This window comes from Cobetia sp. BL01, assembly GCF_056493605.1.
In genome coordinates this window covers 150,638-163,425 of the sequence record NZ_JBVBEE010000005.1, presented here as the reverse complement: position 1 = coordinate 163,425, position 12,788 = coordinate 150,638, and the positions used below count along the sequence as shown (strand labels likewise).

Below are 12,788 nucleotides of genomic sequence, written 5' to 3'. Positions count from 1 at the left end.
TCTCCGTCGTGAAGTCATTCCGTGTGCAGTCGCCCGTGTTCCACGTGAAACATTCTGACATCCGTGCCCGGCAGCCAGACCCGATCCAATGCTTCGGGTTCGACACAGGTCACGAAGACCTGACACTCGAGGCTGGCCAGCAACTGGCAGAAGAGTCGGCGATGTTCGCCATCCAGTTCTGCCGGCAGGTCGTCGATCAGATAAACACAGGTACGTCCGTTCATTTCCTCAAGCAACCGCCCTTGGGCCAGCTTGAGTGCGCTGACGACCAATTTCTGCTGGCCACGGGACAGCACCTCTACCGCAGGGCGGCGCCCGAGACGAATGCGTAGATCAGCGCGCTGCGGTCCGGTCTGGGTAAACCCCATGTGGCTATCGCTGTCACGCCCTGCTGCCAGCACCTCTCCTAGAGAGCGCTTCGCATCCCAGCCACGTTGATAACGCAGACTGAGATCCGGCAGCTCGATCAGCTCAGCGAGAGTTGCCTGAAACAGGGGGGCCAACGCTTGCATATATTCCATGCGCAGGGCATCGAGACGCTCACTCCAATGAGCAAACTCACGATCCCAGACGTTCAATGCCTGAACGTCCATCTTACCATGTCTGAGTAACGCGTTCCGATGTTTGAGCGCACGGCGAACCCGCTGCCAGACATCGAAGAAATCATGTTTCACGTGAAACACGCCCCAATCGAGAAACTCGCGGCGTGCCGATGGCGAGCCTTCCAGCAGCCGGAATGCATCCGGATTGATCAGCTGCAAGGGAAGCGCCTGCGCCAGCTGCGCCACACGCTCGACCTTCTCTCCATCCAGTCGCATCTCGAGGCCATCTGCAGCCTGCTCACGGCGCACTCCCAGCGGGCGAGGGGGATCCCCTGCCAACCGACCGAACAGCGTCATGCCGGGCGTATCGTGCGCGATGGCATGCTTCAGCTTGTGGGTGCGGAAGGAACGTGCCAGTCCCAGCACATGCACACCTTCCAGCAGGCTCGATTTCCCGCTGCCGTTGGCGCCGCTCACCAGGTTGACCCTCGGACCCGGCGCGATATCGACAGGCGCAAGGTTACGCAGGTTCTGGAATTGCAGACGTTCAAGGGCCATGGCGACCTCAGTCAGGACAAATGAAGAAAACGAAGACGATATGCACGTTCAGCCTGTGATCGACACGATGTTTGCCGTGCCATCATCTCTTGGCCCTGAATGTGACGACACCCGCCACCTCACGGGAGAGGATGGCGGGTGTCGTCGGTCATGTGTTGAAGAAACTCGCGAAGACTTTGCGATAATTACGAATCAAGCACATGATTTTTAACGATTTTACACTATTACAGACGCATCGGCATGACTACGTAACGCGCATCACCGCCGCCCGGCTCTTCCAGCAGTGCAGAGCTGTTGGCATCGGAAAGCGTCAACTGGACACGATCCGAATCCAGCACGCCCAGAACGTCGATCAGGTAGCCGACATTGAAGCCGATCTCCAGACCACCGCCTTGATAATCCAGTGCGATGTTCTCTTCGGCTTCTTCCTGCTCCGGGTTGTTGGCCAGCACGCGCAGATTGCCGGCCTCCAGGTACAGGCGGACACCACGATACTTCTCGTTGGAAAGAATCGCGGTACGTGACAGTACCTGCCGCAGCTCGGCACGCTCCGCCACGATGACCTTGTCACCGCCACGCGGCACGACACGCTCGTAATCCGGGAACTTGCCGTCCACCAGCTTGGAAGTGAAGGTGAAGTCGCCGGTCTGCGCCCGGACGTGAGTCCCGCTGACTGTGAGCGTCAGCGGCTCATTGCTGCCGTCCAGCAGACGCGTCAGTTCCAGAATGCCCTTGCGGGGAATGATCAGCTTCTGGGACTCGGCAACACTGATGTCAGCGGCCTGCTCACATACCGCCAGGCGGTGTCCATCAGTGGCCACGGTGCGCACCAGATTGCTGGTCAGTTCCAGCAGCATGCCGTTGAGATAATAACGGACATCCTGCTGCGCCATGGCAAAGGAAGTGGCATCGATCAGATGCTTGAGCGTGCCGCGCGGCAGGCTGATGGTGATATCACCCTGACCATCATCGATGTTGGGGAATTCCGCGACCGGCAGCGTCGAGAGCGTGAAGCGTGAACGACCACTGCGCAGGATGGCACGGCCTTCCTCGAGCGCCAGGATGATCTCGCTGCCTTCCGGCAGCGACTTGCAGATATCCATCAACTTGCGCGCTGGTACCGTCGCGGAACCCGGCTCATCGACACGGCTGGGCTCGACACGCCCGATCAGCTCGACCTCCAGGTCGGTCCCCGTCAATGACAGTTGCTGATCAGACACCTCCAGCAACACGTTGGACAGCACCGGCAGGGTTTGACGACGCTCGACCACACCCGCCACCAGGGACAGCGGGCGCAGCAGGGCTTCACGCGAAATGGCAAATTTCATGGAGACTCCACTCTCTGGAAACGGGAGAAGTGCTTGCCGGTGACCAGCACACACTCATCAAATATTCCGGGCCGTCGCACGACAGGGCCCGGTGCACTAAGCGCCGGACAGGTTGACCTCACCCTCTCGGCGCTGCGTGGCAACTGAATCAGCTGGTCAGAAGACGCAGCAGATTCTTGTAGTCTTCGCGAATGTCGGCGTTCTCTTCGCGCAGTGAGGCCACCTTGCGGCAGGCATGCAGCACCGTCGTGTGGTCGCGTCCACCGAAGGCATCGCCGATTTCCGGCAAGCTGTGATTGGTCAGCTCCTTGGCAAGTGCCATGGCGACCTGACGCGGACGTGCCACCGAGCGCGAGCGACGCTTGGAATGCAGATCGGAAATCTTGATCTTGTAATACTCGGCCACGGTGCGCTGGATATTGTCCACACCCACCTGCTTGTCCTGCAATGCCAGCAGATCCTTCAGGGATTCACGGATGAAGTCCTGGTTGATCGCACGCCCCATGAAATGGGAGTCCGCGATGACCTTTTTCAGGGCACCCTCGAGCTCACGCACGTTGGAACGGATCTTCTGGGCAATGAAGAAGGCGGCATCATGAGGCAGGTCGACCTTCGCCTGGTCCGCCTTCTTCATCAGGATCGCGACACGAGTCTCAAGCTCCGGCGGCTCGATGGCCACTGTCAGCCCCCAACCAAAGCGGGACTTCAGGCGCTCTTCGACACCATTGATCTCCTTCGGGTAGCGATCCGAGGTCAGGATCATCTGCTGCCCCCCTTCCAGCAAGGCATTGAAGGTATGGAAGAACTCTTCCTGAGAACGCTCCTTGCCGGCAAAGAACTGGATGTCATCGATCAACAGCGCATCCACCGAGCGGTAGAAACGCTTGAAGTCATTGATGGCATTGAGCTGCAGCGCCTTGACCATGTCAGCCACGAAGCGCTCGGAGTGCAGATAGACCACCTTGGCATTCTCGCCACCCTGCTTGGCCAGATGGTTGCCCACCGCATGCATCAGGTGGGTCTTGCCCAGACCGACGCCACCATAGAGGAACAGCGGGTTGTAGGCGCCACCCGGGTTCTCGGAGACCTGACGGGAGGCGGCACGCGCCAGCTGGTTGGACTTGCCTTCGACGAAGGTTTCGAAGGTGAAGTTCGGATTCAAGCCACTGGAATGCTTGAGGCTGCCTTCTACCTGCACCTGCCGCGCATTGCGACGCGGTGCCGCCTCCTGCGCACCGTCACCCGCCATCTCACGCTCTTCTGCGTAATTGCCACGCGGGGGCGTATGCACTGACGGCGCACGCGGGCTCGGCATCTGGCCGGGCGCAGGGGCCTGAGCGGACACCGATGAAGTCGATGCCCCCTCTGGCCGCGGATTGGAGACCGTGCGGCGGCTTCCCACGCTGAGCTCGACCTTGGGCGGCTTGCCCGGAGCAAGCTCACGCAGAAGCTCATGAATCCGCTTGAGGTACTTGTCATTGACCCAGTCGCGTACGAAGCGATTGGGGGCGAGCAGGCACAGCTCTCCGCCGTCACCTTCCTCAGCCTGCAAGGGACGAACCCAGGTGTTGAACTGCTGTGAATTCAGCTCGTCTTGCAGGGCGTCAAGACATTGTTGCCAAAGTGCGAGCGACACGCGACCTCACATCCAGTGATCAAAGGGGCGGCCATTGTATAGGCCAAGCCACGAGTTATCCACACGACATCGGCAGGGAAATCCACTGTGGACAACCTGGGTATCAAGATTCTTCTGCCATCTGGACATTCTGGGGAGTGATGGAGGCCATCTGGACCGCTGGGGATAAGGCGATACTTATGCACAGTGTCATGCACAGGCTGAACTCAGGTTCTTCACCCTTTATCATCAGGGATATCCTGAGGGCAGTAGATTGAACTTCTTCGACAAAAACAGGTTATCCACAGAACCTTCCCTCCTTTATAGTTACTGTATATTCAGAACTACCTTTCTGTAGCAATGATAGCAAGGGCCTTGCTCGGGAATGCGCTTTCCCTCTCGAGGAGGTGGCGACGCACGCACAGGCAAGGTTATCCACCGGTGCTTTCCTGCCGCGAATCTGTCATTCGCTGGTCGGGCAAGACAGCCCGGGAGGCAGGGGCTATCCCCCGAAAGAGCGGGACCCGATGCACGAGTCGCTGCCCCCCCTTCGCAAGTCTTCCCCTCGGTCAGCATGAGGCGCAGTTTCTCCTCTCCTTTCTCGACAAGGATTTTTTGGCCCTGCACACGTGCTCCGTGGCTGGCTCGATAACCGTGAGAAACGCCAGCTGACGGGCGGCGTGGCACGAATCAGCAGTGAAATGTCGGGAAACGGCTGTGGACAACTTCTCACGCGACATTGCAAGCGACTTGCAGATTCACTAGAATCCCTGCCCCTGACCAATCTGCCCTGTCCTCATGTGGATACAGGGCAACATTCGTTGACCTTTTCCAAACAACCACGTGGGAAGAAGCAGCTATGAAACGCACATTTCAGCCGAGCGTCCTGAAGCGCAAGCGCACACACGGTTTCCGTGCTCGTATGGCGACCAAAGGTGGCCGTGAGGTCATCCAGCGTCGTCGTGCGAAAGGCCGTAAGCGTCTGAGCGCCTGATCGAGGCCCGGATGTCCCGTCAGGGATTTCCCCGGCAGCTTCGCTTGCTGACTGCCGGGGATTACCGGCACGTCTTCGATCACACCACCCTCAAGGTACACGGCAAGGGGCTTCTGGCTCTGGCGTGTCCGAACGACCTGGGACATGCCCGCCTGGGGTTGGTGTTCAGCAAGAAGAACGTGCGCCGTGCCGTAGATCGCAACCGCCTCAAACGTCTGACACGCGAATCCATTCGCCTCCGCCAGCATCGCCTTCCGGCCGTCGACATCGTCGTATTGGCCAAGCGAGGTGTGAATGAGCTGGACAACGAGACACTACATCGCCAGCTTGACGGCATGTGGGCTCGTCTGGAGAAGGATGCCAGACGTCTGAAAGCGGCCAAGTCAACGCCACCTGCCTGACGCGACACCTCTCCGGTGCGTCCGGCATGTGGCGTTTTTTTCGTTATGCGCCCCACCGTTCGTACCCGGACTCATCTGACTCCCGCCAGATTGATTCACCCTCCACCGGGTATACACAATGGATGTCAAACGATTACTCCTCGTGATTCCGCTTGCGGTTGTCGCCTATCTGCTGGTCGTCCAGTGGAACAAGGATTACGACCAGCCCGCTGCAGAGACACAGGCTCCCCAGGTGGCCTCTCAGGCTGCCAACGCCACTGCCCAGGGCCTTGAGGCTCCGAGCAGCAGCAATGTTTCCAGCGGCGATACCGGTCTTGCAACGCCGGACAGTGCGACCAGTACTCCGAGCAACAGCCTGATCGAAGTCAAGAGCGACGTGCTGGACCTGCGTATCGACCCGCAGGGTGGCGACGTCGTCTATGCCGCCCTGCTCGAGCACAAGCAGAACAACACCTCTGAAGCTCCCTTCGTCCTGCTGTCTGACAATCAGTCACGCAGCTACGTGGCCAAGTCCGGCCTGCAGCTGGATGGTCACAAGGGACGTATCGCCTTCTCCGCCGATAGCAACAGCTACCTCATGGGCGAGAATGACGATAGCCTGCAGGTGGATCTGAAGGCCGACGTCAACGGCGTCGCGATCATCAAGCGCTTCACCGTCAGCAAGGACAGCTACCAGCTCAAGGTTGACTATCTGCTGGACAACCAGTCCCAGCAGCCGGTCGGTGCACGCTTCATCGGTCAGCTGGCTCGCGACAACAGTGCCGATCCGTCCACCGGTGGCGGCATGGGCATGAAGTCCTATCTGGGTGCGGCCTTCTCGTCAGAAGAGAACCACTACCAGAAGGTGGATTTCGAAGATATCCAGGACGGCAGCTTCAAGAATGTCGACATCCAGGGTGGCTGGGTCTCCATGATCCAGCACTACTTCGTGTCTGCCTGGGTGCCGGCTGACAATCAGAAGAATCTGTACTACACCAGCGTCGACAAGCAGAACCGCAACGTGGCGGCCTTCGCCAGCCCGACCACTCAGGTCGCGGCCGGTCAGCAGGCTGAGCTCGGTGCCACCCTGTACGTCGGACCGAAGGATCAGGACCAGCTGGAAGCGACCGCGCCCTATCTGGAACTGGTGGTCGACTTCGGTTGGCTGTGGTTCCTGGCCAATCCGCTGTTCTGGCTGCTGGAGCACATCCACGCGCTGGTCGGCAACTGGGGTGCCTCCATCATCCTGCTGACCGTGCTGGTGAAGGTCGTGCTGTTCCCGCTGTCCGCGACCGCATACCGCTCGATGGCCAAGATGCGCAAGATGGGCCCCGAGATGCAGCGCATCAAGGAGAAGTACGGCAGCGACCGCCAGAAGGTCTCCCAGGAGATGATGAAGTTCTACCAGACGGAGAAGATCAATCCGCTGGGCGGCTGTCTGCCGATCGTGATCCAGATGCCGGTCTTCATCGCCCTTTACTGGATGCTGATGGAGTCCGTCGAACTGCGTCACGCGCCGTTCATGCTGTGGATTCAGGATCTTTCCGTGAAGGATCCGCTGTTCATCCTGCCCATCGTCATGGGTCTCACGATGTTCATCCAGCAGCTGCTGAACCCGACGCCTCCGGACCCCACCCAGGCGAAGATCATGAAGATGCTGCCCATCGTCTTTACCTTCTTCTTCCTGTGGTTCCCGGCAGGTCTGGTGCTGTACTGGATCGTCAACAACACGCTGTCGATCGCTCAGCAGTACGTCATCACCCGTCAGATCGAGAATGCCGAGCCGACCAAGAAAGGCGCATGATGCCTTTCAGGTTCGCCTGACATGACTCACCCACGACCCTCGCCTCTGGCGGGGGTCGTGGCGTTTCAGGCCTCTGTTTTCTCAAGCGATCGTGACCGCCCTGCTGCCAGCTGATGCTTCCGGACACACCCTCGCTTGCTGTCGCGGGGCGTCAGCCGCGACAATAGCGCCCATCCCCTACACCTTCATTCCGGCTTCGTGCCCGAGGTTTCTGCATGTCTACCGCCTACCAGCCTGACTCCATCGCGGCACTGGCCACTCCGCCCGGCCGTGGTGGCGTCGGCATCATCCGTGTCTCCGGGCCGGCCTGCCAGACCATCGCCCAGGCCATGCTGGGCCAGTGCCCCCCGCCGCGTCATGCCCACTATGGCCCGTTCATGGGACTGGACACCCAGGGCAACCCCATCGCCCTCGACGAAGGCATCGCGCTCTACTTCAAGGGCCCGAATTCCTTCACCGGTGAGGATGTGCTGGAACTGCAGGGGCATGGTGGCCCGGTGATCATGGATCTGCTGCTGGAGCGCTGCGTGCAGCTGGGCGCACGCCTGGCACGCCCCGGTGAGTTCAGTGAGCGTGCCTTCCTGAACGACAAGCTGGACCTCGCCCAGGCCGAAGCCATCGCCGACCTGATCGATGCCAGCTCACGCGCGGCGGCCGAGAATGCGCTGCGTTCGCTCAAGGGCGAGTTCTCGACGCGTGTCAGTGCGCTGGTACAGCGCCTGATCGAGCTGCGCATCTACGTCGAGGCCGCCATCGATTTCCCGGAAGAGGAAATCGACTTCCTGGCCGACGGGCATGTCGCGGCGCGCCTCAATGAGGTCAAGGCCGAGCTGATGGGCGTGCGCGCCGCCGCCAACCAGGGTGCCCTGATGCGCGAGGGCATGACGGTGGTGATCGCCGGCCGCCCCAATGCCGGCAAGTCGAGCCTGCTCAATGCGCTGACCGAGCAGGACACCGCCATCGTCACCGACATCGAAGGCACCACGCGCGACGTGCTGCGTGAGCACATCCACCTCGATGGCATGCCACTGCATGTCATCGATACCGCCGGCCTGCGAGACACCCCGGATGCCGTCGAGCGCATCGGCGTGCAGCGCGCCTGGGACGAGATCGAGAAAGCGGATCGCGTCCTGTTGCTGGTCGATGCCGCGACCACGTCAGCCACCGACCCGATGGAGATCTGGCCGGAATTCGTCGCACGCCTGCCGGATCCGTCACGCCTGACGCTGGTCCGCAACAAGATCGACACCAGCGGCGAGACGCCCGGGTTGACCAACGTCACTGCCATCGAGGATGGCGATGCCGAGCAGGCGCGTCATCAGGCCAGCGTGGTGCGCATCTCGGCGCGCGACAATCAGGGCCTGGATGCCTTGCGTGATCACCTCAAGGACATCATGGGCTTCACCGGCACGGCCGAAGGTCGCTTCAGCGCCCGCCGTCGTCACCTGGATGCGCTGGAGCGTGCCGGCGAGTCTCTCGACAACGGCGAGGCCCAGCTGCTTGGCGCCGCGGCGGGGGAGCTGCTGGCCGAAGACCTGCGTGCTGCCCAGATGGCGCTGTCCGAGATCACCGGTGAATTCTCGGCCGATGATCTGCTCGGGGAAATCTTCGGCAGCTTCTGCATCGGCAAGTGATCCCGCCGGACTGACCTTTTCCTCCCGAAAGCCTCCCGCCGCCAGCGCTTGCGTCTGGCTGTCAGACTCTCGTTATACTGCCTCTGCCGAACATCTCCGAGTGGCGAAGATGGGCAGGGGCAGACAGGGAGTCGACATGGCGGGACGCGCAACATCGAACAGGCCGCAGGATTCCCATCGCGAGTCCCGTGACTCCAGCACCTCACTCCCGCCGAACCCCGCCGCCGAGCTGAGCACAGGGCCTCTTCCCGAGGCCCCGTTGCGACATCTGCTGCTCGATTTCTTCACCCGCCACTGGCCCCGCTACCTGCTGGCCATCGCGTTCCTGATCGGGGTCGCGGGGCTGAATCTGCTGCTGCCGTGGGCCATTGGCGCCACCATCGATGCCCTGCGTGATGGCAGTCTGGATCATGATGCCCTGCTGACCCGCCTGTGGTGGCTGGTGGCAGCGGGCCTCGCGCTCTATGCCCTGCGCTATGCCTGGCGCGTGGCGCTGTTCGGGACCGCCTATCGGCTGGGGACGGAGCAGCGTGATGCCTTTCACGCCAAGCTGACACGCCTGGACCCCGGCTTCTATCAGCGTCATCGCACCGGAGACCTGATGGCGCACGCCAGTCAGGACATCGATGCCGTGGAGATGGCCGCCGCAGAAGGTGTGCTGTCCAGCGTCGATGGCGCCATGACCTTCGTACTGGTGCTGGGCATCATGCTGTTCGCGATCGATGTGCCGCTGACATTGCTTGCCTTGCTGCCGTTCCCCTTCATGGCCTGGGCCTTTGCCCGAATCTCCCGACGTATCGGACTGCGTTTTCGCGAATCGCTGGAACGCTTCTCGGACCTCAACGACCAGACCCAGGAAGCCTTCGCCGGCATTCGCATGCTCAGGAGTCATGCGCTGCTCGATGACGAAGCCCGCGCCTTCTCGAAACGCGCCGCGGCCGCCGAACGCGTGGATTATCGCGTCCAGACACTCGAGGCCGCCTTCAGCCCCGTGGTGTTTCTCTCGCTCTCGTTGGCCACCTTGTTGACGCTGGGCATCGGCAGCTGGCGCTATCTCCAGGAGGCCATCACGCTTGGACAACTGACCAGCTTCTCGCTCTATCTCGCCCAGTTGATCTGGCCGATGTTCGCGCTCGGCTGGTGCCTGAACATCCTGCAGCGTGGTGCGGCGGCCGCTCGTCGCCTGGCCATCTTCCATGCGGCCCCGGAAGCGCTGCAGGATACCGGCACACGGGATGAAGTGAGCGACCACTCACTCCGCCTTGAGATCAAGGAATTCCACTACCCCGGAAGCCAGCAGCGTGCTCTTGGTCCGATCTCGCTTGAGGTGGCGGCAGGGGAAAGCCTGGGAATCGTCGGTGCGACCGGCAGCGGCAAGTCCACGCTGCTGCGCCTGCTGTCTCGCAGCTGGCCGCTGTCAGACGACCAGGGAACGCTGACACTGGGAGGTCACCCCGCAAGTGAGTACACACTTCACGCATGGCGTGGCCAGTTCTCGCTCGTCCCGCAGGATCCCTTCCTGTTTGCGCTCTCGGTGGCCGACAATGTCGCCCTCGCGTGTCCCGAGGCCAGCCATGCGCAGATACGCCAGGCGTTGAGCGCCGCCGCCTTCGACAATGATCTTGCGCATCTTCCCGCCGGGCTCGATACCATGATCGGCGAGCGTGGCATCACGCTCTCCGGCGGTCAGCGTCAACGCTTGGCACTGGCGCGCAGTCTGCTCACCGAGGCTCCCATCCTGCTGCTGGATGACACCCTGTCCGCCGTGGATCAGGTCACCGAGCGCACCCTGCTGACCACGCTGGCACATCTGCAACACTCTGAGCGCCAGGGACGACGGCGCACGCTGATCATCAATAGTCATCGTCTGTCAGCCGTCCAGCGCTGTCAGCGCATTCTGGTCCTCGAGGACGGGCGCATTCTCGAACAGGGCAATCACCGGACGCTGCTCGAGGCACGTGGCGCCTACTGGCGACTCTGGCAGGCCCAGCAGGCAGACCGGGACAGCGATGCACCGCAGGGAGTGCGCTCATGAGTCACACGCAATCCGAGGCTCCCGTGGTATCACGCTTGCTCAGCCGTCGCCGCCTGATACTGCTGTGGCAACCGCTGAGGCAGCGCCTGGGGGATGTCCTGCGCGCGCTGTCGATCCTGATCGTTGCCACGGCGCTGGACGTCCTCGGCCCGTGGCTGACACAGCGTTACCTGGATGAGCACCTGATTCCCGGCAATCTGGCCCCCGAGGCGCTGGCAGGGCTGATGGGTCTGTACCTGATCACCCAGGGTGGGGCAGCCGCCGGGCGCTATCTACAGCAACTGCGCTTCGCACGCCTGGCCCTCGCCAGCGTGCGCGATCTGCGTGAGCGAGTCTTCACTCACCTGCTCCACCAGCCACTGACGACATTGGATACTCTTGCGGCCGGTGAACTGGTGGCACGCGTGACCAACGATACCGAGTCCCTGAAGGAGCTGTATGTCGGAGTGCTGGCCACGCTGGTCGGCAACGTGGTGCTGCTGATTGGCATACTGTCCGCCATGGCGTTGATGGATGGCACCCTCGCGCTCATCGCGATGGCACTGATTCCGCTTTCCGTCGGATTGATCTGGCTCTATCAGCGTTTCTCCGGTCGTGCTGCCAGTGAAGTACGCCGACTGCGCGCCTTTCAGAATGCACGTATCGCCGAGGCGATCGGCGGGATGAGTGTCCTGCAGGCCAGCCACCAGACGACGCGCTTCGGCGAGCGCTATCATCGCCTCAATCTCGCGCAATATTCAGCGCGCATGCGCACGGTACGCGTCTCGGGCCTGTTGCTGCGTTCCGCCATCGACCTGATGGCCATGCTGATCACGCTGACACTGGTCGCGGTCTTCGGGCTGCGTGAACTGGGCGGAGGCGCTGAGCTGGGCGTGCTGTATGCCTTCATCGCCTGGCTGGGGCGCATCAGCGAACCGCTGATCGAGATTACCCAACGCCTGCAGGTCTTCCAGTCAGCGCTGGTAGCCGCTGGACGTCTGGAAGAAGTGCTGGAGACTCCGCGGGAAGGAGAAGCGGCGGGGACAATGATGGAGTCCGGGGCAAAGGCTGCCCCCTCCTCCACGCCGGCGTCAGCACGAGCGAGCGAGACAGATGCCATCACGACGTTGGTGAGTGGTCACTATCAGCTAGAGCATCTGACCCACTGGCACCAGGGGGCAGAAGCCCCTGCGCTGGATGGCATCACGCTCATGATCGAAAGTGGTGAATTTCTGGGGGTCGTCGGTCCGACCGGCAGTGGCAAGTCCACCCTGCTCGACCTGCTCAGTGGTCAGCGCCCGGCTCACCGCGAGCAACTCCGGCTGGATGGACGGCCATTGGGAGAGTGGTCAGCACACCAACGCGCAGCGGCCATCGCCATCGTTCCCCAGGAGCCCTTCATCCGTGCCACGACATTGCGCGACAACCTGCTGCTGGGACGCGAGATCAGCGATTCACGGCTGGACATGGTGCTGGACAAGGCACACCTGACGCCGCTGATCCGCGGACTGCCGGAGGGCCTCGACACGCTGCTGGGCGAGCGAGGCCTGAGCCTTTCCACCGGGGAGCGGCAGTTGCTGGCGCTCGGCCGTGCTCTGGTGGCCACCCCACGCGTCCTGCTGCTGGATGAGGCCACCGCCAGCATCGACAGCCATACCGAGGCGCTGCTGCAGCATGCGCTGCAGGAGTTGCGCGGCGAGGTGACCCTGATCGTGGTGGCACATCGTCTGGCCACGGTGCGGGACGCAGATCGATTGCTGGTGCTGGAACAGGGGCGCGTCACGCAGCTGGGGTCACACGAAGAATTGATGACGACGCCCGGCCTCTACCAGCGCCTGTGGCAGGAAGATATTCCCCACTGACGCGAGGCGTCGCCTTGATCATTCATGTGAACGGGAACTGGATCACGCAAGACGCCC

General features: G+C 61.8%; 9 protein-coding genes. 6 read left to right on the top strand and 3 right to left on the bottom strand.

The features are described from left to right. Positions 1-14: 14 nt before the first annotated feature. The 3 genes from recF to dnaA form a co-directional block, all read right to left on the bottom strand. The gene (gene recF, locus ACZYGA_RS11340) at positions 15-1,100 is read right to left on the bottom strand and encodes a DNA replication/repair protein RecF (RefSeq protein ID WP_077379734.1); all 1,086 of its coding nucleotides are present in this window, start codon (positions 1,098-1,100) and stop codon (positions 15-17) included. Between the two features lie 224 nt (positions 1,101-1,324). Further along, a complete protein-coding gene (dnaN, locus tag ACZYGA_RS11335) occupies positions 1,325-2,428 on the bottom strand; it encodes a DNA polymerase III subunit beta (protein WP_077379736.1) in 1,104 nt (367 codons plus the stop codon). Positions 2,429-2,576: 148 nt separating this feature from the next. Next, positions 2,577-4,064: a chromosomal replication initiator protein DnaA gene (gene dnaA, locus ACZYGA_RS11330; RefSeq protein WP_077379738.1), complete on the bottom strand. Its 1,488-nt coding sequence runs from the start codon at positions 4,062-4,064 to the stop codon at positions 2,577-2,579. A gap of 838 nt (positions 4,065-4,902) precedes the next feature. On the opposite strand from dnaA, the gene rpmH reads away from it, so the two are divergent. The 6 genes from rpmH to ACZYGA_RS11300 all read left to right on the top strand — a co-directional run bounded on the left by rpmH (position 4,903) and on the right by ACZYGA_RS11300 (position 12,731). After that, a complete protein-coding gene (gene rpmH / locus ACZYGA_RS11325; protein ID WP_043331656.1) occupies positions 4,903-5,037 on the top strand; it encodes a 50S ribosomal protein L34 in 135 nt (44 codons plus the stop codon). Between the two features lie 11 nt (positions 5,038-5,048). Continuing rightward, the gene (rnpA, locus tag ACZYGA_RS11320) at positions 5,049-5,438 is read left to right on the top strand and encodes a ribonuclease P protein component (RefSeq protein WP_077379742.1); all 390 of its coding nucleotides are present in this window, start codon (positions 5,049-5,051) and stop codon (positions 5,436-5,438) included. A 118-nt stretch (positions 5,439-5,556) separates the two neighbouring features. After that, a complete protein-coding gene (yidC, locus tag ACZYGA_RS11315) occupies positions 5,557-7,221 on the top strand; it encodes a membrane protein insertase YidC (protein WP_479399219.1) in 1,665 nt (554 codons plus the stop codon). 215 nt (positions 7,222-7,436) lie between these two features. After that, a complete protein-coding gene (mnmE, locus tag ACZYGA_RS11310) occupies positions 7,437-8,855 on the top strand; it encodes a tRNA uridine-5-carboxymethylaminomethyl(34) synthesis GTPase MnmE (RefSeq protein ID WP_479399217.1) in 1,419 nt (472 codons plus the stop codon). A gap of 136 nt (positions 8,856-8,991) precedes the next feature. Then, complete coding sequence (locus ACZYGA_RS11305) at positions 8,992-10,890, top strand: ABC transporter ATP-binding protein (protein WP_479399216.1); 1,899 nt, start codon at positions 8,992-8,994, stop codon at positions 10,888-10,890. Then, the gene (locus ACZYGA_RS11300; protein ID WP_479399214.1) at positions 10,887-12,731 is read left to right on the top strand and encodes an ABC transporter ATP-binding protein; all 1,845 of its coding nucleotides are present in this window, start codon (positions 10,887-10,889) and stop codon (positions 12,729-12,731) included. The genes ACZYGA_RS11305 and ACZYGA_RS11300 overlap by 4 nt, the downstream gene beginning before the upstream one ends. Positions 12,732-12,788: the final 57 nt, after the last annotated feature.

Coding starts and splice junctions, on each gene's coding strand:
- recF (WP_077379734.1), bottom strand. CDS start 1,100: ATGGCCCTTGAACGTCTGCAATTCCAGAACCTGCGTAACCTTGCGCCT.
- dnaN (WP_077379736.1), bottom strand. CDS start 2,428: ATGAAATTTGCCATTTCGCGTGAAGCCCTGCTGCGCCCGCTGTCCCTG.
- rpmH (WP_043331656.1), top strand. CDS start 4,903: ATGAAACGCACATTTCAGCCGAGCGTCCTGAAGCGCAAGCGCACACAC.
- rnpA (WP_077379742.1), top strand. CDS start 5,049: ATGTCCCGTCAGGGATTTCCCCGGCAGCTTCGCTTGCTGACTGCCGGG.
- yidC (WP_479399219.1), top strand. CDS start 5,557: ATGGATGTCAAACGATTACTCCTCGTGATTCCGCTTGCGGTTGTCGCC.
- mnmE (WP_479399217.1), top strand. CDS start 7,437: ATGTCTACCGCCTACCAGCCTGACTCCATCGCGGCACTGGCCACTCCG.
- ACZYGA_RS11305 (WP_479399216.1), top strand. CDS start 8,992: ATGGCGGGACGCGCAACATCGAACAGGCCGCAGGATTCCCATCGCGAG.
- ACZYGA_RS11300 (WP_479399214.1), top strand. CDS start 10,887: ATGAGTCACACGCAATCCGAGGCTCCCGTGGTATCACGCTTGCTCAGC.